The sequence below is a fragment of the Nonomuraea sp. NPDC050783 genome, assembly GCF_040802095.1.
GTDB lineage: Bacteria > Actinomycetota > Actinomycetes > Streptosporangiales > Streptosporangiaceae > Nonomuraea.
In genome coordinates, this window is sequence record NZ_JBFAHK010000001.1 from 164873 (window position 1) to 191063 (window position 26191).

Below are 26191 nucleotides of genomic sequence, written 5' to 3' on the forward strand. Positions count from 1 at the left end.
GTTGATCTGAAGGTAATTTTCTGTCATCGTCGCCCTGGATACAACCACATCCGAGAGGCCACCCCCCATGCCCAGCAGAAGGACTCTCCTGAAGGGTCTCGCCCTCGCGGCCGCCGCCACGGCGGCGCCGCTGCCCGCGTTCGCCGACACCGAGACGGCCTACGTCCCCCCGCTGCACCAGATGCGCGGCATGTGGATCGCGTCCGTCGTCAACATCAACTGGCCCTCCAAGCCCGGCCTCACCGCCGACCAGCAGAAGGCCGAGTACCTGGCCTGGCTGGACGTGGCCGTGCAGCGCGGGCTGAACTCGGTGTTCGTGCAGATCAGGCCCACCGCCGACGCCTTCTGGCCGTCCCCGTACGAGCCGTGGTCGCAGTACCTCACCGGCACCCAGGGCCAGGACCCGGGCTACGACCCCCTCGGCTTCGCGGTGGCGGAGACCCACAAGCGCGGCCTGGCCTTCCACGCCTGGTTCAACCCGTACCGGGTGTCGATGCAGGCCGACCCGGCCAAGCTCCACCCCGACCACCCCGGCCGCAAGCATCCCGACTGGATCGTGCCCTTCGGCGGCAAGCTCTACTACAACCCCGGCCTGCCGGAGGTCCGGAAGTTCTGCCAGGACGCGATGATGGACGCGGTCACCCGCTACGACATCGACGGCCTGCACTTCGACGACTACTTCTACCCGACCAACACCACGGCCTTCGACGACAGCGCCGCCTTCGCCCAGTACGGCGCCGGCTTCCCCGACCTGGCCGCCTGGCGGCGCAACAACGTCGACCTCATGGTGCAGGAGATGCAGCAGCGCGTCCTGGCGGCCAAGCCGGAGATCGCCTGGGGCATCAGCCCGTCCGGGATCTGGCGCAACAAGGCCGCCGACCCGCTCGGCTCGGAGACCAACGGCGGACAGTCCTACGACAACCTGCACGCCGACACCCGCGGCTGGGTCAAGAAGGGCTGGCTCGACTACATCGCGCCGCAGCTCTACTGGTACATCGGGCAGCCGCCGGCCGACTACTCCAAGCTCGTCCCGTGGTGGTCGGACGTGGCGAGCGGCACGAAGACGCTGCTGTGGATCGGGCAGGCCGCGTACAAGGCGGGCGACCCCGCGCAGGCCGCCGAGTGGCAGGTGCCCGGCGAGCTGTCCAGGCATCTGACCCTCAACCGGGAGCACCCCGAGATCAGCGGCGACATCTGGTACAACGCCAACGACGTCAAGGTGGACCGGATCGCCTCGATCTCGACCGCGGTCAAGGACCACTACCAGCGGCCCGCGCTCGCGCCCGTGCTGCCCAGGCTGGCCGGCGGCAGGGCGCCGTGGCCGCCGCTGGTGGCCTACGCGCTGCGCCGCCCGCACGGCGGCGTCGAGGTGCGCGCCGTGGCCACCGGCAAGGACGAGCCGTTCCTGTTCGCGATCTTCCGCTTCGACCGGCGCGCCGGCGAGGGGGCCTTCGACGACGCCGGCAACCTGGTCGCGGTCGTGCCGGGGGACCGCCAGGTCCGGTGGACCGACCCGGAGGGCAAGCGCGGCCACTACTACTACGTCGTGGCGGTGGACCGGGCCAACAGGACCAGCCGGCCCAGCAACGGCTTCCGGGTCATCTGACCCGCGGGGGAGAACCGCCGAACCGCGGGGAGAGCCGCGGCCGTCCGCATCGCGCCGGTCAGGGATCGCGCCGGTCAGGGATCGCGCCGGTCAGGGATCGCGCCGGTCAGGGATCGCGCCGGTCAGGGATCGCGGCGGTCAGGGATCGCGGCGGTCAGGGAGTCGCGCCGGCGGCGCGTTCGTGAGGTGGGCGTGCTACGCCCACGCGCGTCGCCGGCCGATCCCTGACCTGCGACGAGCCCGGCGGGTCACCGTCTCCGGATCTCGGGGAGATCCGGCGGGCGATGCTCGCCGCTGCTCTGGCCCGCGCTGTTCCGCACGGTGTTGTCCAGGCTCCGAGTCGTCGAGACTCCGAGTCGTCCGGGCTCCGGGTCGTCCCGGCTCTGCTGTGCTGCCGGAACCCCTCGCCGTAGCCCCGGTCGCGATCCAGTGCTTACGAGGCCCTGCGCCCAGCCGCCGAAGGCTGCTCGGCCGGGGCTCCCGAAGACCGCTGCGGGGGGACCACGGGGGTGGGGCGCACCAGCCCGAGCGCGACGACCTCGTTGGCGAGGCGGGTGCGCCGGTTGGTGCCCTCCGGAATCCGGAACTTCTGGTAGAGCCGCAGCAGATGCTGCTTCACCGCGGCCTCCGTGACGACCAGGTCGTCGGCGATCTCGCGCGCCGTGGCCGGGGCGACGAACGCCTCGTCCGACAGCGCCGGCCGGCACAGCGAGGTCAGCACGTCGACCTCGCGCCTGGTCAGCTCGGGTGCCGCGGCCCTGCGCAGCTCGACCTCGGGGGTGAAGTCCTCACGGGGGACTCCACCGATCCGACCCCGCGCCGCGCCGAACGAGACGACGTCGCCGTCGTCGAGAACCCTCCGGGCGATCGGCCTGCCATTCACCCGCGTGCCGTTCCTGGACAGCCCCAGGTCGACGACGTACAGGTAGGGTCCTCGTCTGACGAACTCGGCATGGAGTCGAGACACGCTGGGATCGGTGAGCCGGATGTCGACACCCCGGCCCCTTCCGACCGTCGTGATCTCGGGGCGCAACGGGATCACCTCACCGGTGTCCTCGATGCGTATGAACGGCCCCTCCACGGCAGTTCCTCCCCAGGTAGCCCGCCGTAACTATTACTACAGCTCCGGCTTACCCAAACGAGGGGATGGGGAATCGCCTTTGCCGAAAGGAGAATCAGCCGTGAAATTGGTCTGGACCTTCGCGGACGGTTTTACCTGCTCACAGGTAGACTCCGATGGGAGATAAGCGGAGGAAGCACTCATGGCGGACAAGCCCACGAAAGGTCTGGCCGATGTCGTAGCCGCGTCCACAGCGCTGAGCGACATTGACGGAAAGGCCGGTCGCCTCTTCTATCGCGGATACGACATCCACGATCTGGCCGGCCGCGCCACGTTCGAAGAGACCGCGCACCTGCTCCAACGCGGCAAGCTGCCCACGCGCGCCCAGCTCACCGCCTACGGCGAGGAGCTGGCGGCGGGCCGCGAGCTCGGCCCGCTCGTCGCGGCGAACGTCACCGAGATCGCCGAGAAGCAGAAACCCATGGAGGCCCTGCGTTCCCTCGTCTCGCTGTCGGCCGCCGACGACCCCGACAAGGACTCCATCGACCCCGAAGCCAACCTGCGCAAGGCCGCCCGGCTGACCGCACAGCAGCCCGTGCTCGTCGCCCGCTACCACGCCGCCCGCACCGGCGGCAGCGTGCCCGACGCCGACCCGGAGCTGAGCATCGCGGGCAACTTCCTGTTCCAGGTCACCGGCCGCCGCCCCGAGGCGCGCGAGATCGAGATCTTCGACGAGTGCCTGGTGCTGCACGCCGACCACACCATGAACGCCTCCACGTTCGCCGCCCGGGTGTGCGCCGCGACGCTGTCGGACATGCACTCCGCCATCGTCGCCGCCATCGGCACCCTCAAGGGCCCGCTGCACGGCGGCGCGAACGAGCAGGTCATGAAGACGCTGGAGTCGATCCCCGCGGACGGCGTGGCCCAGGCGGTACGCGACAAGCTCGCCAGGGGCGAGAAGATCATGGGCTTCGGCCACCGCGTCTACAAGACCGAGGACCCGCGCGCCACCCACCTGCGCAGGATGTCCGCCGAGCTGGCCGAGGCCACCGGCGACGACACCTACTACCGGATGTCCAAGGAGATGGAGGAGGTCGTCCTGGAGACCAAGGGCCTCTATCCGAACGTGGACTTCTACGCGGCCTCGGTCTACCACTACCTCGGCATCCCGACCGACCTGTTCACGCCGGTCTTCTCGATCAGCCGCATGTCCGGCTGGACGGCGCACGTCATCGAGCAGCACGCCGACAACCGCCTCATCCGCCCGGACAGCGAGTACATCGGCGAGACCGACCAGAAGTGGAAGCCGCTGGACGAACGATGAGTGGCGAATGCGACCATAAGCAGGAGTGTTGAGCACCGAACGCGAGAGCTGGGGGCCGTACCCGCTGATCCTGGCGGGTGCGGCCGTCGGCGTGTCCGTGATCTTCCTGATGGACCCGCGCTGGGGCGGGTTCGCGCTGGGGGCCGTCATCATGATCGCCGCCGCGCTGCGGTTCGCCGGCTACGGCGGCCAGCTCGCGATCAGGAGCAAGAGGACCGACGTCACCACGCTGGCCGTGTTCGGCTTCGTGCTGGTCCTGACGTCGCTGCTGTTGGACAACGACCAGCTCAAGGCGATCATCCTGTCCCTTTTCGCCCGATGACCTGGCCGTCCGATAGCCTCAACGCATCCATTCATCGAAGGGGAACCATTCGCATGCCCAAGATCAAGGTGGAGGGTCCGGTCGTCGAGCTTGACGGCGACGAGATGACCCGGATCATCTGGCAGTTCATCAAGGACCAGCTGATCCTTCCCTACCTCGACGTTGACCTGAAGTACTACGACCTCGGCATCGAGCACCGGGACGCCACGGACGACCAGGTCACCATCGACGCCGCCAACGCCATCAAGAAGTACGGCGTCGGTGTGAAGTGCGCCACCATCACCCCGGACGAGGCGCGGGTCGAGGAGTTCGGACTCAAGAAGATGTGGCGGTCCCCCAACGGGACCATCCGCAACATCCTCGGCGGTGTGATCTTCCGTGAGCCGATCATCATGTCGAACGTGCCGCGCCTGGTGCCGGGGTGGACCAAGCCGATCGTGGTCGGCCGTCACGCCTTCGGCGACCAGTACCGCGCCACCGACCTGAAGATCCCCGGTGAGGGCACGCTGACGCTGACGTACACGCCGAAGGACGGCTCCGAGCCGATCGAGCTGGACGTCTACGACTTCCCCGGCGGCGGCGTCGCCCTGGCGATGTACAACCTGGACGAGTCCATCCGCGACTTCGCCCGCGCGTCGTTCCGCTACGGCCTGGCCCGCAACTACCCGGTCTACCTGTCGACGAAGAACACCATCCTCAAGGCGTACGACGGCCGCTTCAAGGACATCTTCGCCGAGGTCTTCGAGGCCGAGTTCAAGGCCGACTTCGACAAGGCCGGCCTCACCTACGAGCACCGCCTCATCGACGACATGGTCGCCGCGGCGCTCAAGTGGGAGGGCGGCTACGTCTGGGCCGCCAAGAACTACGACGGCGACGTGCAGTCCGACACGGTCGCGCAGGGCTTCGGCTCGCTCGGCCTGATGACCTCGGTGCTGATGACCCCCGACGGCCGCACCGTCGAGGCCGAGGCCGCGCACGGCACGGTGACCCGCCACTACCGCCAGCACCAGCAGGGCAAGCCGACCTCCACCAACCCGATCGCCTCGATCTTCGCGTGGACGCGCGGCCTGGCCCACCGCGGCAAGCTGGACAACACCCCCGCCGTCACCGAGTTCGCCGACAAGCTGGAGCAGGTCTGCATCGAGACCGTCGAGAGCGGCCAGATGACCAAGGACCTGGCGCTCCTGGTCGGCGGCGACGCCGAGTGGCTGACCACCCAGGACTTCCTGGCGGCGCTGGACGAGAACCTCAAGAAGAAGATGAGCTGACCCCCGCGTCGCGTGTGCGGCCTCCCCCTCCGCGCTCCCGCAGCGAGGTGGAGGCCGCGCCCGTGTGCGGCCATCGTTTTCCCAGGTCTTGACGTTGTCCCGGCGTGGCACAGTTGATCAGCTGGGTAAGAGCCCCCTCGTAACAGTCGTACGCGTCTCGGGGGGTTCGAATGCGACTGCGTTTTCTGGGGGCATTGGGGGTGCTTGCCGCCGCGGCGATCCTGACGACGGGGTGCGACTCGCCGCCCACCGGCTCCGTGAAGATGGCGGACGGCAAGGCCGGCCCGGCCGCCAAGGCCAGGACGAGCAGGGCCGCCAAGATCCAGCGTGCCGCCAAGGCCAAGGCCAACGAGCTGGGCCAGATCCCGGTGCTGATGTTCCACCGCATCGTGACCAAGCCCGCCACGAGTGACGACCGCTCGCCCGCGCAGTTCCGGGCCGACCTGGAGCGGCTGGCCAGGGAGAACTACGTGCCGATCACGGCCGCCGAGATGGTGTCCGGCAAGATCAACATCCCGGCCGGCGCCCACCCCGTGGTCCTGACCTTCGACGACTCCTCTCCCTCCCAGCTCACGCTCAGCGAGCTGGGCGTCCCGCAGAAGGACACGGCCGTGGCGATCCTCAAGGAGGTGGCCGCCCGGCACCCGGGCTTTCGCCCGGTCGCCACGCTCTACGTCACCCGCGACATGTTCGGCAAGACCGTGCGCGAGGAGCAGGCCCAGGCCCTGACGTGGCTGAAGGAGAACGGCTTCGACATCGGCAACCACACCCGCGACCACATCAACCTGCGCGGCCGCTCGCAGAAGGAGGTCGAGGAGCAGATCGGCGCGATCGGCGCCCAGATCACCGCCCTGTCGCAGGTCAAGCCCACCACGATCGCCCTGCCCTACGGCAACCAGCCGAAGAACAAGGACTGGGCGATGCGCGGCAAGGGCTACCACCACACCGGCGCGTTCCTGGCCGGCTACACGCCCGCCCCGGCGCCGTTCAGCAAGGCGTTCGACCCGGCCGGCATCCCGCGGATCAAGGTCATGGAGAAGAAGGGCGACTGCGCCCAGTTCTGCTCGGCCGCCTGGCTGGACTGGCTGAACAAGAACCCGGACATGCGCTACACCTCCGACGGTGACGTCGGCACGGTCGCGTACCCGAAGTTCAAGAACCCGTACCTGCGCAAGAACTTCACGACCTGGGCCCTGCCCTACTGACCCGGATCATCCGGAACGGCCGAACGCCAGGCCGAGGGCGACCCCCGTAAGCTCCTCGACCTGGCGCGAGCGGCCGGTGGCCGGGTCCACCAGGCGGTAGACGTCCTCGGCCGTCTCCTCGTACCTGACCAGGAGCCGCCCGCCGGCGTCCCAGGTCAGAGCCTCGAAGCCGCTGTGGCGCCCGGGGAGCCGCAGGGCGGCCCGGTGCCCACCTCCGCGCCGGAGAACGCGGCCGCCACGGTGCTCAGTGCCGTTCCGCAGGCGAAAGTCGCGCAGCCCGCCCAGGTCGCGGTGAGCACGGGCGGAACCAGCCGCACGCCCAGCCGCCGTCGCCGCGCCCGGCCCCGGAAAGGGGCGCGGAAAGGCGCGGGGAAGGGACGCGGAAAAGGGCGAGGAAAGGGGCGCGGGAAGGGGCGCGGAAACGGCCGAAGGCGATTTCCCCGCCGGCCACCCCGGCCAGCCACCCGGCCAGCGGAAGATAAGGGCTGACACCGAACGACATCTCCGCCACGAGGAGCGGCGTCAGCGCCAGGCCGCCCGCGGCGCCCATCCACCGCCACCGCCGCGTGACCTGGAGGTACCGCAGAATGCCGGTGCCGTTGGCGGCCGTGATGTCCGTCAATTGGCGGCGGGCGAAACGCCCGGCGTCCTCGCGGCGCAAAGGGGAATTGGCGGACGCGCCGGCGGCCAGAATCGCGAGCGGGAAAAGAAACAGCAGCCCGGCTAACACCGGTAATTGTCCTTCGCCACGCCGGAAACGTAGCAGAATGCCGGATGTGGTGACGGACGAGGTATGGGCGCGGCTCGACCCGCACACGGGAATGGCGCGGAAAGCCGCCTACATCCGCTCGAACTGACGCTGTCCGTGGCCGACTGCTGGGCCGTCGCCAGGCGGGGCGTGCGGCTGCTGGTCGAGGGGGAGACCTGGTGGGGGAGCACGACCGCGGAGCTCGACCAGGGGAACGCGGGGTCCTCGTCGCTGCCGGGCCCCGGCGGCTCGCCGTGCTCATGACCGGTCGACGGCCGCCAGGACCGTGCTGAGCTCGGCGGGTTGCAGCGGATAGTTCGCCACGCCCGCCAGGTCGAGCTCGATCCGCCGGACGCCGCCGGTGGCGAGGTCCAGGACGTGGTAGGCCGGCTCGCGGGAGGGGCCACGGGTGATCACGATCAGCTCGCCCTCGCCGTCCCACCGCACGATCGAGCGGATCCGCCAGCCGGGCGGCAGCCTGGGGAGCACGGTCCGCACGCTCCGCCCACTCGCCGTGCCGGTCAGCGTGACGCCGGTCCCGGTGCGGCCGCCGTCGGCGGCCTCGTACAGGACCGAGGCCAGCAGGTCGCCGGACGGTGACGGGAAGGTGCCCTCGGCGAGGTTGCCGGGCAGCGTGTACGTCCGCACCGCCCGGCCCTGGGGCGAGTAGACGGTGAACCGGGCCCGGCTGGGGTGACCGGGTAAGTCGTCCGCGCGCTCGCTGATCACGGTCACGAGGCCCGCCCGCGTCCATCCGGCCACCCGGCCCGCCCGGGGGAGGCGGCGCACGCTCCCGTTCCCGAGGTCCACGATCAGCGGCCGCTCCAGTACGAGCTCGTCGTCCTCGTCCAGATGGTCGGGCTGGAGGACCAGGTGGCGGCCGTCGAGGGAGAAGCGCGGGGGTTGCGCGCCGAAGATCTCACCTACCGAGCCGTCCTCGTCCCGGACCGCCAGCGGCGTGAGCCGGCCCGTCCGCAGATCGGCCACGACGTACCGGTCGTCCTCGCCATGCCGGTAGAGCGCGCGCGTGCCGTCCGGGCTGAGCGTCAACGAGCTCGCGGCGTCGGCGCCCGGCAACCAGCCGCGCTCGCCGTCCGCCGAGACCAGGTTCCAGTTCCGGCAGGGACCGGAGCCGTCATCACAGGCCGGGATGAACGCGTAGCGGATGGGGGAGGCGTACCTGGCGCGCTCCGGCGGCCGGTCAGGGACGGGCGCGGCCGGGCGCGCCACCAGCGGGACGGACTGCACAGGTCGCCCGTCCGGTGACGGGACGGGCTCGGCGACCCACCACGCGGCCAGGATCGCGAGCACGACGGCGATCGCCGAGCGCCACGGCAGCCGCCTCATCGGGAGCTCCCGAGGGCGATCGTGTGGCCCTCCACCGGGATGCCCTCGACCGGGCGGGCCCGGCCCGTGCGCGGGTCCAGCAGGTGATGGGCGGCGCCGTCCTCCGGATCGAGGGCGACGAGCAACCTCCCGTCGGCCGCCCAGCCCAGCAGCTCGGGTTCCCCCGAGTGCGCGGGCAGCCGCATGCCGGTCCTGCGGTGGACACGACCGGTGCCGGCGTCCATCGTCAGCAGCTCGTCGCCGCTCACCACGGCCAGGTCGCGGCCGTCGGGGGTGAGCAGTGCCTCCAGGGTGGGGTCGAACGGTGTCCGGGTCCGTATCGAGCCGGTGAGGTCGAAGGTGAGCAGTTCGGTGTCGGGGGTGCCGGGGAGTGCGCGGGGTGCGGTGGTGGCCACGATGCGGTCGGGGCCGAGGCCGAGCACGCGGCGGGCGCCGGGCAAGGGGACCCGGGTGCCGGTGCTGGTGTCGATCAGCTCCGCGCCGATGACCGCGTGGCGGCCGTCGCCCGAGAGTGCCACCTGGGGCGTGGTGCCGCCGGGCAGCGGCCCGGTGAGCGGGCGGGGCGCGGCGGGTGGTCGTTGCGCGACCAGGCGGTGGCTGCTCCGGTCGAGGTAGACGACGGTGCGGCCATCGCCGCTGACCGCGAAGGGCGCCCGCGTGTGCGCGCCGGGGACCGTGGTGGCCGCCCGGTCCACGGGGATCTGCTCGTCCCCGTCGACCAGCGTCCAGCGGCCGGTGGCGAACTCCAGGCAGGCGTAGGCGAAAGGCTCGGCCGGGTACCCGGTCCGCGGCGCGGCCTGGAGCGCGGGCCGGGAGGGGACGGGCCCGACCGCGTACAGGGCCGTGCAGGCCACCGCCACGCCGACGACGGCGGGGGCCGCGTCCCACCTCCGCCGCGCCGTGCCCACCTGGTACGGGACGACGCTCATGAACCACGCCACGATCGGCAGCACGCATCCCAGCAACACGCCGAGCTGCTGGACCCACGGGCTCCAGGACTCCTCGGCGGTCGCGTACACCGAGGTCCACAGCGCCACGGCGGACCCCGCCGCCATCAGCGAGCGCGCCGTCCTGGAGCGCGTGGCCAGTTCCGCCCCCACCAGGTCCGCCGGACCCTGGGGCACCGCGCGCAGGCGCAGCTCGCGCACCATCGCCTGCACAGCCGCCACGACCGCGAGCGTGGCCACCGCACCCAGCCGCCGTCCGGTCCCGACGGCCTCCCCGGAGAGCGAGCCCGCCACGGCGCTCAGCGCCACCGCGCACGCGAGGGCCGCGCAGACCGTCCAGACCAGGGTGAGCGCCGGCGGGACCAGCCGCATGCCGAGCGCGCGGCGCGCCCGCCCCCGGAAGCGGCCGAAAGCGACCTCCCCGCAGCCGACCCCGACGAGCCAGCCGGCGAGCACCAGGTGAACGCCGAGAAAAGGGGATTCGGCGGCGAGGGCCGCGGGCGTGAACGCGAGCCCGCCGGCCGCGCCCATCCACCTCCAGCGCCGGGTGATCTGCAGATGACGCAGAATGTGCTCGCCATTGCCCGCCGTCACGTCCACCCGCTGGCGGCCGGCGAATCGTTCGGCCTCCAGCCGGTGCAATGGCGAGTTCGCCGCCGCGCCGGCGATCGGGATCGCGAGGAACGCGAGCACCACCAGCCCGATCAACACCAGGAATCGTCTTTCGCCACGCCGGGAAAAGTAGCAGAATGCCGAATCGGCAAACAGGGGGCGGAAGTGATTTCCAACGACGTGTGGTCACGGTTGAACCCGGCCACGGGAATGGCGGGCGGAATTTCGTACCCCCGCTGGTTCCTGGCCGGCCTCGTCATAGCGCTGGCCTGCGTGACCTGGGGCAGCGGCGCGATCGTCCCTCACCTGTCCGCCGGTAACGGCCACGTCAACGCGAATTACCGCGACGGCGTGTCGGAATCGGACGTTTTCCAGGAAGTCGTCAATGACGGCTGGTTCCCGGCCACGATCAGCCGGGTCGGCGTGCCCGCGGACGACGCTTACGTGCTCCGGAGCGCTTCCCTGGACGGGGACCGCCGCGTGCCCGCCGGCGGCAAGGCGGGCGTGAGCCTGCGGATGACCGTCACGGACTGCGCGGTCCTCGGCCGGCGGGACCTGCCCCTCCTGTTCGAGGTGGAGCAATGGTGGGGGCGCACGACCGTCGAGGTGACTCCCGAAGACCCGCTGGGGGCCGGCCCGTGCTCATGACCGGACGGTGAAGGTGATGCCCGCGCGCACCAGCCGGTCGATGAGGGTCTGGCCCATCGCCGAGGCCGTGGTGAGCTGGCCCGCGCGGTCGGGCAGCTCGTCGAAGGCCAGGCACAGGGCCGACTCGCCGAGCATCCTGGCGGTCGCGTCGTAGCCGGGGTCGCCGCCCGCGACCTCCGTGACCACCCGCTCGCCCCCGCCCTCGCCCAGGAACGTGGCGCGGAACCAGCTCCTGGCGCGCTGCTCGGGCGAGGGGCCCTGGCCGGGCCGCAGGAGGCGGTCGCGGAGCAGGGCGCGGGCCGGCGGGAGCATCGCCGCGGCGGCGAACGCGCCCGCGCCCGCCGCCGTCGCCAGGGCCGCGGGGAGGGTGCGGACGGCGTAGTGCTGGCGGTAGGTGAAGTCCGGTCCGTAGCGGTCGAGCAGGCGGGCCGAGCGGCCGACGATGAGCGGGTCGAGGGTGGGCATCGGCAGCGCCCAGCCGCCGACGTAACGCAGCCCGCCGGGCCGGGAGCTGATCCTGCGGCCCTTGGGCCGGGGCTCGACGGCGCGGCGCCGGGCGGCGGCCTCGGCCGCCTGGCGGGTCCGGCCCGCGACGGTCAGGGCGGTGGACAGGGTGCCGCCGGACGGGCGGCCGCTGGCCCGCAGGAAGCCGCTGACGGTGAGCGGCACGTTCTCGGGCAGCTTGCCGACCGTGTGGAGCACGCCGAGGTCCCACGGGACGGAGTCGAAGCCGCAGGCGTGCACCAGCTTGGCGCCGGTACGCGCGGCCAGGTCGTGGTGGAGCAGGTACGTGCGGTCCACGAACTCGGGCTCGCCGGTCAGGTCGAGGTAGTGGGTGCCGGCCTCGGCGCAGGCGGCCACCAGCGGCCCGCCGTGCGTCACGTACGGGCCGACCGTGGTGGCGAGGACCCGCGTCCTGGCGGCCAGGTCGGCCAGCGCGGCGCGGTCGGCCGCGTCGGCCGTCAGGATCGGCACGTCGAGCCCGAGCCGTTCCAGCTTGGCGCGGTCGCGTCCGGCCAGCGCCCAGCGCGCGCCGGGCGGCACGGCCCCGGCGAGGTAGGCGGCGGTCAGCGCGCCGGTGAACCCGCTCGCGCCGAAGAGCACGATGTCGTAGGGACGGTCCATGATCTTGAGCCTCTCCGCCAGGGCGCGCGCCGATGCAAGGGCTCCGTTATTCTGCAATTTGCATGATTTCGTGACACTGTGTGGCAAACCGTGACGTCACGAACGGTTAACGGATCCCTGTGAAGTTGCTGAGCGTCGTAAAGTTTGCCTCGTTGGGGTTCAGTAAACGTGGGGACGGACGAATGCCGCAGATCGCGCCGCTGGTGGCCGGCGATCCCCCTCTGCTGGGGTCATTCCGGCTCTCCGGACGCATCGGCGAGGGTGGTCAGGGCATTGTCTACCTGGGGGTCAACGACGCGGGCGAGCGTGCCGCCATCAAGTTGCTGCACGTGAAATTCACCGGCGACACCATCGCGCGCTCGCGCTTCGCGAGGGAGCTGAAAGCGGCGCAGCGGGTGGCGTCGTTCTGCACCGCCCGGGTGATCGAGGCCGATCTGGACGGTGACACGCCGTACATCGCGAGCGAGTACATCGACGGCCGCTCGCTCAGGGAGATCGTCGAGACCGACGGCCCGCTCACCGGCACCGCCCTCGACCGGCTGGCGATCGGCACCGCCACCGCGCTCACCGCCATCCACCACGCCCAGATCGTGCACCGCGACTTCAAGCCCGACAACGTGCTGATCGCCGCCGACGGGCCGCGCGTGGTGGACTTCGGCATCGCCCGCATCGTCGACTCCACCGGCACGATCACCAGCCGGGCCATCGGCACGCCCGCCTACATGGCTCCCGAGCAGATCGCCGGCGACGACATCGGCCCCTACACCGACGTCTTCTCGTGGGGCGCGACCATCGCGTTCGCGGCGACCGGCAAGACCGCCTTCGAGGGCAGGTCCATCGCGACCGTGCTCAACCGCATCCTCAACCACGAGGTCGACGTCGGCATGCTGCCGGAGCCGCTGCGCGGCGTGGTGAGCGACGCGCTGGCCAAGTCGGCCGCCGAGCGGCCCTCGGCCGACCAGATCCTGCTGCGGCTGCTCGGGCAGTCGTCCAACGTGGAGGCGTCCACCGCCGTGCTCACGCGCGGCGTGCAGGTCGCGGGCGACGACACCACGCCGTTCAGCCGGGTGTCGGCCAAGTCCGTCACCGACCTGCCTCCCAAACACGCCACCGGCTCCCCGGCGGGTCCCTCGGCGGGTTCCTCGGCGGGGAGCGAGCACGGCACGGGGCCGCAGGCGCCGGCCGAGCCCGCCCCGGAGCCGCAGGAGGCCACCGGCCGGCGCTCCCTCACCTCCCCGCCCGCCGACGCCGCCGCCGCCGCCGACACCGTCAACGGCCGCCGGCCCGTCCCCGCCGAGACCGGCCCGCCCCCGCACGCCGAGCCCACCGGGCCCGCGGGGCCCGCCAGGCGGCGGCCCGGGATGCGGGTCTGGCTGGCCTTCGCCGGCGTGCTCGTGCTGGTCGCCGCCGCCGCGCTGGTCGCGGCGATGAACGGCTGGCCGCCGCTGTCCATGCAGCAGCGGACCATGCCGACGAGACCGGCGGGCACCGGCCCGTCGTTCGCCTCGGTGGTGGACAAGGTGGCCACCACCGGCAAGATCGTCATCGGCGTCAAGAGCGACCTGCCCGGCGTCGGGCTGCTCAACGGCGACGTGTTCGAGGGCTTCGACATCGAGCTGGCCCGGCGCGTCGCGACCGGCCTCGGGGCCAAGGAGATGTCGTTCGTGCCGGTCGGCTGGAACGACCGGTCCACCGGGCTGGCCGAGGGCGAGCTCGACCTGGTCGTGGCGACGTACGTGATCGACGACAGCCGCACCCGCTTCGCCGGCCCCTACTACCTCGCCCACCGCGACGTCCTCGTCCGGGCGGGCAGCGGCATCGAGAAGATCGAGGACCTGAAGGGCAAGCGCATCTGCGCGCCCAACAGCCCGTCCACGGGAGAGGTCCAGGACCGCGTGAAGGTCAAGCCGGTGCTCGCCGGCGACTACGCCGAGTGCATGGACTACCTGCGGACCGACAAGGTCGACGCCATCCCCGGCGAGGACCTCATCCTGGCCGGCTTCGCCGACCGGGAGCCGCTGCGCTACAAGGTCCTCGGGGCCAAGCTCAGCAACGAGCGCTACGGCGTCGGCCTCCCGCCCGGCGACGCCGCCACCTGCAAGGCGGTGAACGGCATCATCGCCGACCTCTACCGCACCGGGGCCATGAAGGAGCTCCTGGACCGATACTTCGGCAAGGTCGACTTCAAACCCGAGCTACGGCAACCCGCGATGGAAACCTGCGGATGACGAGCGGGTAACATCCCCAACGTCCGAACATTCTGCCGTGAGTTAGGGGAAAGGCCATGGCGTCGTCAGCCACTGCGCCCGTCAAGGTGACCGTCACCGGAGCCGCCGGCCAGATCGGCTACGCACTGCTGTTCCGCATCGCGTCGGGGCAGCTGCTCGGCGCCGACGTGCCGGTCAAGCTCAGCCTGCTGGAGATCCCGGCCGCCGTGAAGGCCGCCGAGGGCACCGCGATGGAGCTGGACGACTGCGCGTTCCCGCTGCTGTCGGGCATCGAGATCACCGACGACCCCAACGTGGCGTTCGCCGGCGCCAACGTCGCGCTGCTGGTCGGCGCCATGCCCCGCAAGGCCGGCATGGAGCGCGGCGACCTGCTCGGCGCCAACGGCGGCATCTTCGGCCCGCAGGGCAAGGCGATCAACGATCACGCGGCCGACGACATCAGGATCCTGGTCGTGGGCAACCCGGCCAACACCAACGCGCTCATCGCCCAGCAGCACGCCCCCGACGTGCCGGCCGAGCGCTTCACCGCGATGACCCGCCTCGACCACAACCGCGCGCTGTCGCAGCTCGCGGCCAAGCTGCAGGTGCCGGTCACTGAGATCAAGAAGATGACGATCTGGGGCAACCACTCCGCCACCCAGTACCCCGACCTGTTCCACGCCGAGGTCGGCGGCAAGGTCGCGGCCGAGCAGGTCGACCAGGAGTGGCTGAAGGACACCTTCATCCCGACCGTCGCCAAGCGCGGCGCCGCCATCATCGACGCCCGTGGCGCGTCCTCGGCCGCCTCGGCCGCCAACGCCGCCATCGACCACGTGCGCGACTGGGTCCACGGCACCGAGTGGACCTCCGCCGCGGTCGTCTCCGACGGCTCCTACGGCGTGCCCGAGGGCCTGATCTCGTCGTTCCCGGTGCGCGCCGTGGACGGCCGGTTCGAGATCATCCAGGGCCTGGAGATCGACGCCTTCTCGCGCGAGCGCATCGACGCCAGCGTGCGCGAGCTGGAGGAGGAGCGCGCGGCGGTCAAGGAGCTGGGCCTCATCTGACCCCTGGTACACCTGGTTCCTGGCATCCGTCCCCGGACAGGCGCCCCTCGCCGGACCGGCGGGGGGCGTTCGCCTTCAGCGGCGGTCCGGCCCGCTCGGGGTCGAGCCCGGCCCGCTCCGCGCGGAGTCCGTCCCGCTCTGGGCGGGGCAGCTCGCCCGCGGCGCGGCCGGGGCCGCTTGCGGGGTCACGAAGACCACCCCGGCGGCGGCGAGCAGGCTGCCGCCCGCGATGAGAGCACCGAAGATCAGCATCGTGACCCTGGGTGAAAATCTCTTCACGTTTGGGTACTACAGCACATATCCGGTGCCTCTGTGCGTCATTCGCCGGAAAGCGCCGCCCAGGCGTCGGAGACGATGTCGCGCAGCGCCGGCCGCTCGGCCTTCCAGCCCAGCTCGCGCTGGATCTTCGCGGACGAGGCCACCAGCACGGCGGGGTCGCCGGACCGGCGCCCGGCGAACGCCGCCGGGATCTCGTGCCCCGTGACCTCCCGGCAGACCGAGATCACCTCCTGGACGCTGAAGCCGGTGCCGCTGCCCAGGTTGTAGATCTTGTGCTCGCCGGGCGTGATCGCCTCCAGCGCCAGCAGGTGCGCCCGCGCCAGGTCGGCGACGTGGATGTAGTCGCGCACGCAGGTGCCGTCGGGGGTCGGGTAGTCGGTGCCGAAGACGCTGACCGACTCGCGCTCGCCGGTGGCGACCTTGAGCACGTTCGGGATGAGGTGGGTCTCGACCGTGTGGCGCTCGCGGAAGCGGCCGTAGGCGCCGGCCACGTTGAAGTAGCGCAGGCTCACCGCGCCCAGGCCGCGCAGGCGCGCGAACGCGCTCAGCGCGGTGTCCACGGCCAGCTTCGAGGCGCCGTAGGGGTTGGTCGGGCGCGTCGGGTCGCTCTCCTCGATGGGGGAGCGCTCCGGCTCGCCGTACGTGGCCGCCGTCGAGGAGAACACGATCCTGCCGACGCCCCTGTCCCGCATGGCCTCCAGCAGCGCCAGCGTGCCGCCGAGGTTGTGCGCCCAGTACAGCCCCGGCTTCTCCACCGACTCGCCCACCAGTGACCTGGCCGCGAAGTGCAGCACCGCGTCCACGCCGTCGAGCGCGTCGCCGGGCTCGGCGATGTCGGCCCGCACGAAGCGGGCGCCGTCCGGCACCGCGTCCTGATGCCCCGTTGACAGGTCGTCGAGTACGGTCACGTCATGGCCCGCCTCGACGAGCTGGGCCGCGACGACGCTGCCGACGTATCCGGCCCCTCCGGTCACCAGCAACCTCATGTGTGCTCCTGTTCAAATATGTTTGATTTTGTCAGCCCTGCCGTTCAGCATACGCGGGAAAGCTCGCGTATACGCTGCCAACCACCATGTTTGACACTGTCGCGGCCAACATCGCCCTGGTCCTCCTGTTCATCCTGATCGGGGGCTTCTTCGCCGCCGCCGAGATCGCGATGGTCTCCCTGCGCGACAGCCAGGTCCGCAAGCTGGCCGACCGCGGTCGCCGGGGCGAACGCGTGGCCAAGCTCGCCCGCGATCCCAACCGCTTCCTGTCCGCCGTCCAGATCGGCGTCACCGTGGCCACCATGCTGTCGGCCGCGTTCGGCGCCGACCGGCTGGGCGCGCAGCTCACGCCCGTGCTCGAAGGCTGGGGCGTGCCCGCGGGCGCGGCCCCCGTGGCCGGGCTCGTGCTCGTCACGCTGGCCATCTCCTACGTCTCGCTCGTGCTCGGCGAGCTGGCACCCAAACGCCTGGCCCTGCAGCGGGCCGAAGGGCTCTCGCTCCTCGTGGCGCCCTTCCTCGACTGGATCGCCCGCCTGTCGCGCCCGATCATCTGGATGTTGTCGGTCTCCACCGACGGCGTGGTCCGGCTGCTCGGCGGCAACCCCAAGGCCGACCGCGAGGAGGTCACCACCGAGGAGCTGCGCGACATGGTGGTCGGCCACACCGACCTGACCGCCGACGAGCGCAAGCTCATCGCCGAGGTCTTCGCCGCCGGGAAACGGCAGCTCAGGGAGGTGATGCTGCCGCGCACCGAGGTCGAGTTCATGGAGGCCGACAAGCCGCTGACCGAGGCCGCCGCGCTGGCCGCCCGCCTGCCGCACTCCCGCTTCCCCGTCTACCGGACGTCGTACGACGAGATCATCGGCTTCGTGCACGTGCGCGACCTGCTGGACCCCGAGCTGTCCGGCCGCACCGAGCCGATCAGCGCGCTCGTGCCGATCCGGCCCGCCAAGTTCGTGCCCGCCTCCAAGCGCCTGCTCACCACCCTCAACGAGATGCGCGCCGAGGGCCAGCACCTGGCCATCGTGGTGGACGAGTACGGCGGCACGGCCGGCATCGTCACGATGGAGGACCTGGTCGAGGAGCTGATCGGCGACATCAGGGACGAGTACGACGTCGAGGACGACGTCGTCGTCCTGCCCGCCGGCGAGATCGAGATCGACGGCCTGACCAACCTCAACGACTTCGCCACCGAGACCGGCATCAAGCTGCCCGACGGCCCCTACGAGACGCTGGGCGGCTTCGTCATGGCCGTGCTGGGCCACGTGGCGGCCATCGGCGAGCGGGTGGAGCTGCCCGGCTTCGAGCTGGAGGTCATCGAGCTGGACGGGCGGCGCATCGCCCGCGTGCGGGTGAAACGCCGCCCGGGCACCGAGTCGCCCCCCGACCAGGATTCCTGACACAATTGCCTGCTATGGCCAGACCTCGTGTTCTCTCCGGCATCCAGCCCACCGCGGACTCCTTCCACCTGGGCAACTACCTGGGTGCGGTCCGTCAGTGGGTCACCATGCAGGAGACCCACGACGCCTTCTACTGCGTGGTCGACCTCCACGCGATCACCGTGCCGACCGAGCCCGCCGCGCTGCGCCGCCGCAGCCGCGTGGCCGCCGCGCAGCTGTTCGCCGCGGGGCTCGACGCCGAGCGCTCCACGGTCTTCGTGCAGTCGCACGTGCGCGAGCACACCGAGCTCGCCTGGATCCTGATCTGCCTCACCGGCATGGGCGAGGCGGCCAGGATGACCCAGTTCAAGGACAAGTCGGCCAAGTTCGGGGAGAGCGCGGCCAGCGTCGGGCTGTTCACCTACCCGATCCTGCAGGCCGCCGACATCCTCATCTACCAGGCCGACAAGGTGCCGGTCGGGGCCGACCAGAAGCAGCACCTGGAGCTGACCCGCGACCTCGGCCAGCGCTTCAACCACCGCTTCGGCGAGACGTTCACGCTGCCGGAGCCGTACATCCCCAAGGAGGTCGAGAAGATCACCGACCTCCAGGACCCGACGTCGAAGATGTCGAAGTCGTCCTCCAGCCCGGCCGGCATCCTCGACGTGCTGGAGCAGCCGGGGCCGCTGCGGAAGAAGGTCATGCGGGCGGTGACCGACACCGGCACCGAGGTGCTCTTCGACGAGGAGAACAAACCCGGCATCTCCAACCTCCTCCGCATCCAGTCCGCCCTGACCGGCACGCCCATCCCCGAGCTGGTCGCCCGCTACGCCGGGCAGGGCTACGGCACGTTCAAGAAGGACGTGGCGGAGGCCGTCGTCGAGACGTTCACGCCGATCCGGGAGCGCACGGAGAAGCTGCTGTCCAACGAGGCCGAGCTCGACCGCCTGCTCGCGGTGGGCGCCGAGCGCGCCGGAGCGGTCGCCCGCCAGACCATGGAGCAGGTCCGCGACCGCGTCGGCCTCCTTCCCAAGTTCTGACCCCGGCGCCCCCGGCTGCTCGGGGCCGGAGACGTACGGGCCGGGCCGCTCCTGGCGGCAGGTGACCCCGGAACCGGGTGCCCGGTAGCCGGGCAGGACGGCCGTGAAACGTCGTACGGTGTTCGGGGTTGCGGCGGCAGGAGGTCTCCTGATGGAGCACGCGGGCCGGGGCGACCCCGCGCGCACGATGGCGCTGCTCTGGGACGGCCTCCCGGCGGCCAGGCGCGGGCCGCGGCAACGCCTGGAGCTGACCGCCGTCGTGGACGCCGCCATCGCCGAGGCCGGCCGCGCCGGGCCGGCGGCGCTGTCCATGCGCGCGCTGGCCCGGGCGCTCGGGATCGGGACGGCGTCGTTGTACACGTACGTGCCGGGCAAGGCCGAGCTGCTGGAGCTCATGGTCGACCGGGTGGCGGCGGGCCGGCCGCTGCCCGACCCCACCTCCGGCTGGCGGGCGGGGCTGCGCGGCGTGGCGGAGGCCGACCTGGACGCCTGCCGCGCCCATCCGTGGCTGCTGCGGGTGTCCACCTCGCGGACCGTGCTCGGCCCGCACGTCCTGGCCCGCTACGAGGCCACGCTGGCCCTGCTGCACGGGCGCGGGCTGTCCGCCGCGGACGTGGTGGGCTGCGTGGCGGCGGTGGAGTCGTACACGCGGGGCGCGGCCTCGGCCGTCGTCGAGGCCGAGCAGGCGCCCGAGCGCACCGGCGGCGACGACGAGTGGTGGGAGCGGCAGGTGCCGTTCCTGGAGGAGCGCATGAACGGGCGTTTCCCGCTGCTGGCCGAGCTGGAGGAGGCGGGGGCGTTCGGCGTGTCCGGCACCGCGCTGCCCTACGCGCTGCAACGGGCCCTCGACCGCTTCGCGCACGGTCTCGACCTGGTGCTCGACGCCGTCGCCGGACGGATCGCGGCCGCCGGCGGGCCGCACTGAGCGGGTCGTACTGAGCGGGTCGCCCTGAGCGGGTCGCCCTGAGCAGGTCGCCTTGGGCGGGTCGTCCTGAGGAGGGAACCCGCCGCCGGGGCCTGCCCTCCCGGCGGCGGGTGTCGGGGGTGAGAGGACGGTAGCCATCCGACTGGAGGAGGACGAAGGATGGCGACCGGTAGGAGGGGGTCAGGAGGGGGTTCAGCCGCGCCACGTCTCCAGGCGCTGGTTGTGCAGCAGCGACGCCTGGTGGGCCAGGGCGGAGGCGAGGGTGACCGCGTCGGGGCCGTCGAGGCGCCGGCGCACCCCTGCCGCGAGCAGCCCCGCGGTGACCGGCCGGCGCAGGACGGCCGTCCACGGGGCGGGCCGGTCCGCAAGGTGGTCGATCTCCCACCCCGGGTACGTGGTACGCAGGACGGCGAGCTGCCGCCCCGCGTGGAGCGCGTCCGCGTCCGTGGGCCGGCCGCTCACCGGCGCCGCGCCGCCCGGTGGACGCGCAGGAGCGCGCGCAGGGCGGCCAGGCTGGGCCTGGTGAACCGGAGGGCACCGCGGGCGGCGGTCCAGCCGGTATCATCCCGCCCGAACGTCCAGCCGGGGAACTCCCTCGCGGCCTCCTGGAGCAGTCGTTCCATGACGAGATCGGCACTCGGCGCTGTGGTCATGAACGCAGCGTGCCACCGGCGTGCCGCTGCGTGACGAACTCGGGCGCAGGAACTCTCAGTTCGCCCGGCCTCAGCCGAGGATGCCGTGCCGCTCGGCGAGCTGGCGGACCTCCGGGGCCCACGACGGCCGCGCCCGCCGCGCCAGCGCCCGCACCATCTCCCGCAGCAGCAGCTTGTGCTCCAGCTCCTCCGGGCACTCGCGCTCGATGCGCAGCAGGTGGAGCAGGCTCGCCGCGTCGTCGCCCAGGTCCTCGCAGGCGCGGGCGACGTGGCCGAGATGGGTGGTGCGCCGCTCGATGGACGGGGTGGTGCGCAGGTCGATGTCGTCGGCGATGCGCAGCACGTTCTCGGGGCGGCCGGCGTCGTTCTCGATGCTGGCCATGTGGATGGCGACGTTCGTGGGGCCGAAGAAGGCCAGGTCGTAGACGTCGGAGGCGTCCTGGACGCGCTCGGCCAGCCGGGCCGCCACGCCGCGCACGCGCTCCTTGGCCCGGTCGTCGTCGCCCGCGCGGGCCTCGCCGACGGCGGCCAGCAGGTGCAGCGCGCCGAGCGCCTTGATGTGCCGCTCGTCGCCGTCGGGGACGTGCGGTTCGAGCAGCTCGATGGCGCGCCGCGCGACGTCGTAGGCGATCTGGTGCATGTCGTCCGAGAGCATCGACTGCCCGAGGCTCCAGTAGGCCCACGCCATCGTCAGCGGGTCGGCCGACTCCTCGGCCAGGCGCATGGCGCGGTCGGCCGCGAGGTGCGCGAGGTCCACCCGGCGCAGGTGCTTGAGCACGCCCCTGGCCAGCATGTACGCGTCGGTGGCGACGCTGCTGGCGCGCGGCGTGCGCTCGGCGGCCAGGCTCTCGGCGTCGGTGATCAGGGACGGCAGCGCCGCCATGAGGATCGAGTAGCGGCGGGCCGAGGAGAACCAGGCGCCCCGGGCCGCCGTCACCCGCTCGGCGAGCTGGTCGGCGTCCGGTGGTTCGAGGTCGGGCGCCAGGGAGCGGCAGGTGAACAGGGCCCGCTCGATGTCGCCGATCTGCGGCCTGCTGGGCTCGTGCGAGTCGCGCGGGGTCTCGCCCAGCAGCACGGCCGTGCGTACGCCCAGCACTTTGGCGATCTCCCGCAGCAGGGGGAGCGAAGGGGTCCGTTTGCCGTGCTCGATGAGCTCGATGTGACGGGGGGTGCATCCGGATTGGGTGGCCAGCGCGGTGGTGCTCATGCCCCTTCGCTCGCGCTGGAGCCGGACCATCTGACCGGTGCTGATCTCGGTCATCGGCTGGCGCCTCCTGGCTGTGTCGCGACACAGCCAGGCTAGGGCTCAGAAACCCCGCCTGCCACGGTTTCCGCGCAGGTCAGGAACGTGAAGGGTATTCGAGAAGGCACCCGGGAAGACCGCCCGCGCCCGCTCGTGCCCGCCCGCGCCCGACCGCCTGCCCGCGCCTGCCCGTGCCCGCCGGTGGCCCGCCTCAGCGGAGGCGGCGGCGGCCGAGGGGGGCCAGGACCTCGCGCAGGGCGTCGGCGGCCCGGCGCAGTGCCTCCTCGGGGACGCCGGCCGCCACCGCCTGGTGCGCCCGCGACGAGGCTTCGAGGGCCGCGGCGGCCACCCGCCGCCCCTCCTCGGTGAGCCGCACCCAGCGGCTGCGCGCGTCGCCCGCGTTGGCCTCGCGCTCGACGTAGCCGGCCGCCGTCAGCCGTTGCAGCACGTTGCTGATGCCGCCGGAGGTCAGCATGAGGCCCTTGGACAGCTCGCTCGGCTTCATCCGGGGCGGCGCCGACCGGCTCAGCGCGGCCAGCACGTCGAACTCGGCGTAGGTCAGCCCCAGCTCGGCCAGCTCGGCCTTGACCGCCTGCTCGAAGAGCTGGTCGAGCCGGGCGACGCGCTTGCTCAGCTCCAGGGTGGCGATGAGCGACGACGACAGGCCCGCCTGCGTCCAGCGGGGGACCATCGCGTCGATCTCGTCGGACTTCACCTCACCGAGAATACCCATCATCGGATTGCTTTCTTGAAAGCTTCTCATTAAGCTTTCGACCATGCTGACCACCCTCCTGATCAAGAACGGCGTCGTCATCGACACCGAGCCCCAGCCGGTCGTGCTCGGCCCCGCCGACGTCCGCGTCGAGAACGGCGTCATCGCCGAGGTCGCCCCCGGCCTGCCCGAGCCGCCGGGCGCCGAGGTGATCGACGCGACCGGCCGCCTGGTGCTCCCCGGCTTCGTCGACACCCACCGGCACACCTGGCAGGCCCCCATCAGGGCACTCGCGCCGGACGTCACCTTCGACGGCTACCTGGCCCGCGTCCTCGGCGAGGCCGCCCCCCGCTTCCGTCCCGAGGACGTCTACGCCGGGAACCTGGCCGGCGCCCTGGAGTGCCTGGACACCGGCGTCACCACGCTGCTCGACTGGTCGCACATCCAGCTCACCCCCGCCCACACCGGCGCCGCCGTCCAGGCGCTGCGCGACTCCGGCGTCCGGGCCGTCTTCGGCTACTGCCACGGCGGCGACCCCGCCGGACTGGAGCGCGAGACCCGGCGCGTGCGCGAGGAGCTGTTCGACAACACCGGCGGCCTCCTGTCGATGGCCCTGGCCGCGCTCGGCCCGGAGATCGCCGGCGAGGAACGGTCGCTGGCGGAGTGGCGGCTCGCCGCCGAGCTGGGCCTGCCGGTCACCGCCCACCTGGGCGGCCACGGCCGGGAGAGCGCCGCGCGGGGGCTGGCGTTCCTGGAGGAGCACGGCCTGCTGGCCGTCCCCACCACGTTCGTGCACGCGCTGCACTACACCGACGAGGAGCTCAAGCGCATCGCCGGCAGCGGCGGCGGCGTCTCGCTCGCCCCCGTGGACGAGATGACCCTCGGCATGGGCTACCCGCAGGCCGGCCGGGCCAGGGCCGCCGGGCTGCCGGCCGGGCTCGGCGCCGACACCGTGGTGTGCGCCCCCGGCGACATGTTCAGCCTGATGCGCGCGGTCCACCTGCTCGAACGCGGCCGCCCCGGCGGTGCCGGGCTCGGCTTCACCACCCGCGACGCCCTGCGCATGGCCACCATCGAGGGCGCCGAGGTGCTGGGCCTGGCCGGCTCCGTCGGCTCGCTGCGGCCCGGCAAGCAGGCCGACGTCGTGCTGCTGCGCACCGACAGGCTCGGCCTGGCCGCCGCCCACGACCCCATCGGGGCCGTCGTGCTCAACGCGGACCCTGCGTGCGTGGAAACGGTGCTGGTCGGTGGGCGTGTCGTGAAGCGGAATGGGCAGATGCTCCATCACGACCTGGCGACGGTCCTCACCTCCCTCCGGGAGTCCGCCGCCGCGGTCACGGGGTGACGCGGGGAGGGCGTGGATGGCGGATCTGGGGCAGCGCGTCGCGGCGGTCCGGGCGTGGGGCCGGCGCAGGGTCGACTACTGGCGGGTCCGCAGGCTGTCGTTCGACCACCTGATCCGAGGGGTGCAGCGCTACCAGCTCCAGTCCGGCGACCGGCTGGCGGGCGCGGTCACCTACTTCGCCTTCCTGTCGTTCTTCCCGCTGGTGGCGCTGTCGTACGCGCTGCTCGGCTACGTGGTGACCACCAGCGAGGCCACCCGGCAGGCCCTGGAGGCCGCGATCACCGAGCGGCTGCCGGGCATCGCCGACCAGCTCGACCTCAAGGGCATCGCCGAGGCCAAGGCGACCGCCGGGATCATCGGCCTGCTCGGCCTCCTGTACGCCGGGCTCGGCGCGCTGGACGCGCTGCGCGGGGCGCTGCGCGAGATCTACATGACCACCGAGCCGCCGCCCAACTTCTTCCTCGGCAAGCTGCGCGACCTGTCCTCGATCGTCATGATCGGGGTCACCATGATCACGTCCGTGCTGGTGGGCGGGTTCGCCACCAGCGCCACGGACAAGGTGCTGGACTTCCTGCTGGGCTGGGCGGGCGTCGGGCTGCGGCTGGGCGGGATGCTGGCCAGCCTGGCGGCCGACTGGCTGCTGTTCGTCATCCTGCTCGGCTGGGTCGCGCGGCCCGTCCAGCCGTTCAAGGTGGTCGCCAAGGGGGCGCTGATCGGCGCGATCGGGTTCGGCGTGCTCAAGCAGCTCGCCACGCTGCTGCTCGGGACCACGCTGAACAACCCCGTCTACGGGACGTTCGCGGTCATCGCGGGGCTGCTCATCTGGATCAACTTCTCGGCGCGGCTCGTCCTGCACGTCGCGGCCTGGACGGCCACGGCGGGCTACTGCCCGCCCCCGGCCCCCACCCCGGTGCCCTCCGCCGCGCCCGCGCCTCCGGCCGCCGAGGAGTCAGAGGTCTAGGCCGCGCCGGCGCCGCCGGATCCCGTACACCAGCCAGACCACCCCGAACAGCAGGCCGCCGCCGATCACCACCGCCCCGATCGTCTTGGTGTGGTCGGTCTGCTTGCGCGAGGCCGCGTCCAGCAGCGGCGGCTGCTGGGCCGGGGTGACCCGGGTGACCGGGCCGCCGGAGGACTGCGCCTGCGGCGCCGACGGCCGCCCCTCGGGGAGCGGGCGCACGAGCTGCCCGACCGGGGCGGCCGTGCCGCGTACCGTGAAGCCCCAGTCCAGGAGCTTGGCCACCTCGTCCCAGAAGTAGCCCTCGTGGCGCATGATGCTCACCACGATCGTGTGGCCGCCGCGGGTGGCCGCGCCGACGAAGCTGCCCAGGGCCTTGGACGTCCAGCCGTTCTTGACGCCGATCATGCCCTGGTAGCGCCAGAGCAGCTTGTTGTGGTTGCTGATCTGGTACGTCTTGCCCTTGGGCGCCGGGAAGTCGGCGAGCTTGGTGCCGGCGTAGCGGCGGAAGTCGGGGTCGGCCAGGCCGGCGCGGGCGATGAGCGCCAGGTCGTAGGCCGAGCTGCTCTGCCCCGGCTTGTCCAGGCCGCTCGGCGTCTTGGCCACGGTGTCGTACGCCTGCAGCCGCCTGGCCTGCTCGTTCATCTCCCGCATGGTCTTGTCCAGGCCGCCGTTGACCTCGGCCAGCGCCATGGCCGCGTCGTTGCCCGAGGACATCATCAGGCCCTTGAACAGGTCGTCCACCGAGTACGTGGCCTTCGGCGTCAGCCCGACCGCGGTGCCCTCCTGGTTGCAGGCGTTCTGGCTGGGCCGGATCCTGCGCTTCTTGTCGAGCTTCGGCAGGAGCGTCAGCGCGGTGAGCGTCTTCAGCGTGCTGGCCGGCAGGTAGCGGCCGTGGGCGTCCTTGGCCGCCAGCACCTGGCCGGTGTCCACGTCCGCGACGACGTACGACGTAGCCTTGGTCTTGGGCGGCTTCTTGACGCCCGCGGGCACCACCAGGCCGCGGCTGCCCAGCGCCTCGCCGCCGACGGGGACGGCCGGTGCGGCGTGCGCGGCCGGGCCGGTGAGCGGGGCCGCGGCGATGATCGCCGTGAAGAGCACGGTTCTTGTCCACATGGCGGGTCTCAGCGTAGCCCCGGATGAATGCCCATGTGGCGACACATCCCCCGTTGATCCACCTTCGATACT

At 72.0% G+C, this 26191-nt stretch carries 26 protein-coding genes; 14 read left to right on the top strand and 12 right to left on the bottom strand.

Translation table 11 applies throughout. The features are described from left to right. Positions 1-67 precede the first annotated feature (67 nt). Complete coding sequence (locus AB0H75_RS00815) at positions 68-1606, top strand: glycoside hydrolase family 10 protein (RefSeq protein WP_367787899.1); 1539 nt, start codon at positions 68-70, stop codon at positions 1604-1606. A gap of 433 nt (positions 1607-2039) precedes the next feature. Here the strand turns inward: AB0H75_RS00815 and AB0H75_RS00820 are convergent, their stop codons facing one another. Continuing rightward, on the bottom strand, positions 2040-2687 hold the full coding sequence (locus tag AB0H75_RS00820; RefSeq protein WP_242378990.1) for an FHA domain-containing protein: 648 nt from the start codon (positions 2685-2687) through the stop codon (positions 2040-2042). Positions 2688-2868: 181 nt separating this feature from the next. On the opposite strand from AB0H75_RS00820, the gene AB0H75_RS00825 reads away from it, so the two are divergent. The 4 genes from AB0H75_RS00825 to AB0H75_RS00840 all read left to right on the top strand — a co-directional run bounded on the left by AB0H75_RS00825 (position 2869) and on the right by AB0H75_RS00840 (position 6785). Next, entirely contained in the window at positions 2869-3990 is a 1122-nt protein-coding gene (locus AB0H75_RS00825) for a citrate/2-methylcitrate synthase (protein WP_367787901.1), read from the top strand. A 28-nt stretch (positions 3991-4018) separates the two neighbouring features. Beyond that, the gene (locus tag AB0H75_RS00830; protein WP_367787903.1) at positions 4019-4312 is read left to right on the top strand and encodes a DUF3017 domain-containing protein; all 294 of its coding nucleotides are present in this window, start codon (positions 4019-4021) and stop codon (positions 4310-4312) included. A 53-nt stretch (positions 4313-4365) separates the two neighbouring features. Next, positions 4366-5580 carry an NADP-dependent isocitrate dehydrogenase gene (locus tag AB0H75_RS00835; protein WP_367787905.1) on the top strand — a complete coding sequence of 405 codons (1215 nt, stop codon included), beginning with the start codon at positions 4366-4368 and terminating at the stop codon, positions 5578-5580. 170 nt (positions 5581-5750) lie between these two features. Continuing rightward, entirely contained in the window at positions 5751-6785 is a 1035-nt protein-coding gene (locus AB0H75_RS00840; RefSeq protein WP_367787906.1) for a polysaccharide deacetylase family protein, read from the top strand. Positions 6786-7029: 244 nt separating this feature from the next. Here the strand turns inward: AB0H75_RS00840 and AB0H75_RS00845 are convergent, their stop codons facing one another. Further along, positions 7030-7515 (bottom strand): hypothetical protein, encoded by a 486-nt coding sequence (locus AB0H75_RS00845; RefSeq protein WP_367787908.1) that lies wholly within the window; start codon positions 7513-7515, stop codon positions 7030-7032. A gap of 135 nt (positions 7516-7650) precedes the next feature. Here AB0H75_RS00845 and AB0H75_RS00850 point away from each other — a divergent pair, with 135 nt between their 5' ends. Further along, entirely contained in the window at positions 7651-7797 is a 147-nt protein-coding gene (locus AB0H75_RS00850) for a hypothetical protein (protein ID WP_367787909.1), read from the top strand. On the opposite strand, the gene AB0H75_RS00855 is transcribed toward AB0H75_RS00850, so the two are convergent. Next, positions 7792-8880 carry a hypothetical protein gene (locus tag AB0H75_RS00855; RefSeq protein WP_367787910.1) on the bottom strand — a complete coding sequence of 363 codons (1089 nt, stop codon included), beginning with the start codon at positions 8878-8880 and terminating at the stop codon, positions 7792-7794. The genes AB0H75_RS00850 and AB0H75_RS00855 overlap by 6 nt on opposite strands. Further along, positions 8877-10358, bottom strand: coding sequence for a hypothetical protein (locus tag AB0H75_RS00860; RefSeq protein ID WP_367787912.1), 1482 nt, complete (start codon positions 10356-10358; stop codon positions 8877-8879). Before AB0H75_RS00860 ends, AB0H75_RS00855 begins: the two co-directional genes overlap by 4 nt. A gap of 27 nt (positions 10359-10385) precedes the next feature. Here AB0H75_RS00860 and AB0H75_RS00865 point away from each other — a divergent pair, with 27 nt between their 5' ends. Continuing rightward, positions 10386-11087 (top strand): hypothetical protein, encoded by a 702-nt coding sequence (locus tag AB0H75_RS00865; RefSeq protein ID WP_367787913.1) that lies wholly within the window; start codon positions 10386-10388, stop codon positions 11085-11087. Here the strand turns inward: AB0H75_RS00865 and AB0H75_RS00870 are convergent. Next, positions 11082-12212, bottom strand: coding sequence for a trans-acting enoyl reductase family protein (locus AB0H75_RS00870; RefSeq protein WP_367787915.1), 1131 nt, complete (start codon positions 12210-12212; stop codon positions 11082-11084). The two genes, AB0H75_RS00865 and AB0H75_RS00870, sit on opposite strands and share 6 nt — an antisense overlap. 182 nt (positions 12213-12394) lie before the next feature. On the opposite strand from AB0H75_RS00870, the gene AB0H75_RS00875 reads away from it, so the two are divergent. Together AB0H75_RS00875 and AB0H75_RS00880 are read left to right on the top strand one after the other, a co-directional pair. Then, on the top strand, positions 12395-14440 hold the full coding sequence (locus tag AB0H75_RS00875; RefSeq protein WP_367787916.1) for a serine/threonine-protein kinase: 2046 nt from the start codon (positions 12395-12397) through the stop codon (positions 14438-14440). A 56-nt stretch (positions 14441-14496) separates the two neighbouring features. Next, positions 14497-15483: a malate dehydrogenase gene (locus tag AB0H75_RS00880; protein WP_367787918.1), complete on the top strand. Its 987-nt coding sequence runs from the start codon at positions 14497-14499 to the stop codon at positions 15481-15483. Between the two features lie 75 nt (positions 15484-15558). Here AB0H75_RS00880 and AB0H75_RS00885 read toward each other — a convergent pair whose 3' ends face one another. Next, positions 15559-15762: a hypothetical protein gene (locus AB0H75_RS00885; RefSeq protein ID WP_367787920.1), complete on the bottom strand. Its 204-nt coding sequence runs from the start codon at positions 15760-15762 to the stop codon at positions 15559-15561. A 38-nt stretch (positions 15763-15800) separates the two neighbouring features. Next, positions 15801-16748 carry a UDP-glucose 4-epimerase GalE gene (gene galE, locus AB0H75_RS00890; protein ID WP_367787921.1) on the bottom strand — a complete coding sequence of 316 codons (948 nt, stop codon included), beginning with the start codon at positions 16746-16748 and terminating at the stop codon, positions 15801-15803. Between the two features lie 86 nt (positions 16749-16834). Between galE and AB0H75_RS00895 the strand changes: the two genes are divergently transcribed. From AB0H75_RS00895 to AB0H75_RS00905, 3 genes are all read left to right on the top strand, one after another. Next, positions 16835-18148, top strand: coding sequence for a hemolysin family protein (locus tag AB0H75_RS00895; protein WP_367787923.1), 1314 nt, complete (start codon positions 16835-16837; stop codon positions 18146-18148). Positions 18149-18162: 14 nt separating this feature from the next. Then, entirely contained in the window at positions 18163-19167 is a 1005-nt protein-coding gene (gene trpS / locus AB0H75_RS00900) for a tryptophan--tRNA ligase (RefSeq protein WP_367787925.1), read from the top strand. Positions 19168-19318: 151 nt separating this feature from the next. Further along, the gene (locus tag AB0H75_RS00905; RefSeq protein WP_367787926.1) at positions 19319-20092 is read left to right on the top strand and encodes a TetR/AcrR family transcriptional regulator; all 774 of its coding nucleotides are present in this window, start codon (positions 19319-19321) and stop codon (positions 20090-20092) included. A 192-nt stretch (positions 20093-20284) separates the two neighbouring features. Here AB0H75_RS00905 and AB0H75_RS00910 read toward each other — a convergent pair whose 3' ends face one another. From AB0H75_RS00910 to AB0H75_RS00925, 4 genes are all read right to left on the bottom strand, one after another. Then, a complete protein-coding gene (locus AB0H75_RS00910; RefSeq protein ID WP_367787928.1) occupies positions 20285-20554 on the bottom strand; it encodes a hypothetical protein in 270 nt (89 codons plus the stop codon). Then, positions 20551-20745: a hypothetical protein gene (locus tag AB0H75_RS00915; RefSeq protein WP_367787930.1), complete on the bottom strand. Its 195-nt coding sequence runs from the start codon at positions 20743-20745 to the stop codon at positions 20551-20553. The genes AB0H75_RS00910 and AB0H75_RS00915 overlap by 4 nt, the downstream gene beginning before the upstream one ends. 70 nt (positions 20746-20815) lie before the next feature. Beyond that, a complete protein-coding gene (locus AB0H75_RS00920) occupies positions 20816-22006 on the bottom strand; it encodes a helix-turn-helix domain-containing protein (RefSeq protein ID WP_367787932.1) in 1191 nt (396 codons plus the stop codon). 193 nt (positions 22007-22199) lie between these two features. After that, complete coding sequence (locus tag AB0H75_RS00925; RefSeq protein WP_367787934.1) at positions 22200-22703, bottom strand: MarR family winged helix-turn-helix transcriptional regulator; 504 nt, start codon at positions 22701-22703, stop codon at positions 22200-22202. Positions 22704-22764: 61 nt separating this feature from the next. Here AB0H75_RS00925 and AB0H75_RS00930 point away from each other — a divergent pair, with 61 nt between their 5' ends. Both AB0H75_RS00930 and AB0H75_RS00935 read left to right on the top strand, forming a co-directional pair. Next, positions 22765-24045, top strand: a complete 1281-nt coding sequence (locus tag AB0H75_RS00930) for an amidohydrolase family protein (RefSeq protein WP_367787936.1) — start codon at positions 22765-22767, stop codon at positions 24043-24045. Positions 24046-24061: 16 nt separating this feature from the next. Continuing rightward, complete coding sequence (locus AB0H75_RS00935; RefSeq protein WP_367787938.1) at positions 24062-25006, top strand: YihY/virulence factor BrkB family protein; 945 nt, start codon at positions 24062-24064, stop codon at positions 25004-25006. On the opposite strand, the gene AB0H75_RS00940 is transcribed toward AB0H75_RS00935, so the two are convergent. Then, positions 24995-26119 (bottom strand): D-alanyl-D-alanine carboxypeptidase family protein, encoded by a 1125-nt coding sequence (locus AB0H75_RS00940; RefSeq protein WP_367787939.1) that lies wholly within the window; start codon positions 26117-26119, stop codon positions 24995-24997. The two genes, AB0H75_RS00935 and AB0H75_RS00940, sit on opposite strands and share 12 nt — an antisense overlap. Positions 26120-26191 lie beyond the last annotated feature (72 nt).

What these genes read in the sequence shown, in the direction of transcription:
- AB0H75_RS00835 (WP_367787905.1), top strand. Translation starts at nt 4,366, where the DNA reads ATGCCCAAGATCAAGGTGGAGGGTCCGGTCGTCGAGCTTGACGGCGAC.
- AB0H75_RS00940 (WP_367787939.1), bottom strand. Translation starts at nt 26,119, where the DNA reads ATGTGGACAAGAACCGTGCTCTTCACGGCGATCATCGCCGCGGCCCCG.
- AB0H75_RS00815 (WP_367787899.1), top strand. Translation starts at nt 68, where the DNA reads ATGCCCAGCAGAAGGACTCTCCTGAAGGGTCTCGCCCTCGCGGCCGCC.
- AB0H75_RS00865 (WP_367787913.1), top strand. Translation starts at nt 10,386, where the DNA reads ATGACGCAGAATGTGCTCGCCATTGCCCGCCGTCACGTCCACCCGCTG.
- AB0H75_RS00855 (WP_367787910.1), bottom strand. Translation starts at nt 8,880, where the DNA reads ATGAGGCGGCTGCCGTGGCGCTCGGCGATCGCCGTCGTGCTCGCGATC.
- AB0H75_RS00875 (WP_367787916.1), top strand. Translation starts at nt 12,395, where the DNA reads ATGCCGCAGATCGCGCCGCTGGTGGCCGGCGATCCCCCTCTGCTGGGG.
- AB0H75_RS00825 (WP_367787901.1), top strand. Translation starts at nt 2,869, where the DNA reads ATGGCGGACAAGCCCACGAAAGGTCTGGCCGATGTCGTAGCCGCGTCC.
- galE (WP_367787921.1), bottom strand. Translation starts at nt 16,748, where the DNA reads ATGAGGTTGCTGGTGACCGGAGGGGCCGGATACGTCGGCAGCGTCGTC.
- AB0H75_RS00915 (WP_367787930.1), bottom strand. Translation starts at nt 20,745, where the DNA reads ATGACCACAGCGCCGAGTGCCGATCTCGTCATGGAACGACTGCTCCAG.
- AB0H75_RS00870 (WP_367787915.1), bottom strand. Translation starts at nt 12,212, where the DNA reads ATGGACCGTCCCTACGACATCGTGCTCTTCGGCGCGAGCGGGTTCACC.
- AB0H75_RS00880 (WP_367787918.1), top strand. Translation starts at nt 14,497, where the DNA reads ATGGCGTCGTCAGCCACTGCGCCCGTCAAGGTGACCGTCACCGGAGCC.
- AB0H75_RS00905 (WP_367787926.1), top strand. Translation starts at nt 19,319, where the DNA reads ATGGAGCACGCGGGCCGGGGCGACCCCGCGCGCACGATGGCGCTGCTC.
- AB0H75_RS00895 (WP_367787923.1), top strand. Translation starts at nt 16,835, where the DNA reads ATGTTTGACACTGTCGCGGCCAACATCGCCCTGGTCCTCCTGTTCATC.
- AB0H75_RS00920 (WP_367787932.1), bottom strand. Translation starts at nt 22,006, where the DNA reads ATGACCGAGATCAGCACCGGTCAGATGGTCCGGCTCCAGCGCGAGCGA.
- AB0H75_RS00840 (WP_367787906.1), top strand. Translation starts at nt 5,751, where the DNA reads ATGCGACTGCGTTTTCTGGGGGCATTGGGGGTGCTTGCCGCCGCGGCG.
- AB0H75_RS00930 (WP_367787936.1), top strand. Translation starts at nt 22,765, where the DNA reads ATGCTGACCACCCTCCTGATCAAGAACGGCGTCGTCATCGACACCGAG.
- AB0H75_RS00860 (WP_367787912.1), bottom strand. Translation starts at nt 10,358, where the DNA reads ATGGGCGCGGCCGGCGGGCTCGCGTTCACGCCCGCGGCCCTCGCCGCC.
- trpS (WP_367787925.1), top strand. Translation starts at nt 18,163, where the DNA reads ATGGCCAGACCTCGTGTTCTCTCCGGCATCCAGCCCACCGCGGACTCC.
- AB0H75_RS00935 (WP_367787938.1), top strand. Translation starts at nt 24,062, where the DNA reads ATGGCGGATCTGGGGCAGCGCGTCGCGGCGGTCCGGGCGTGGGGCCGG.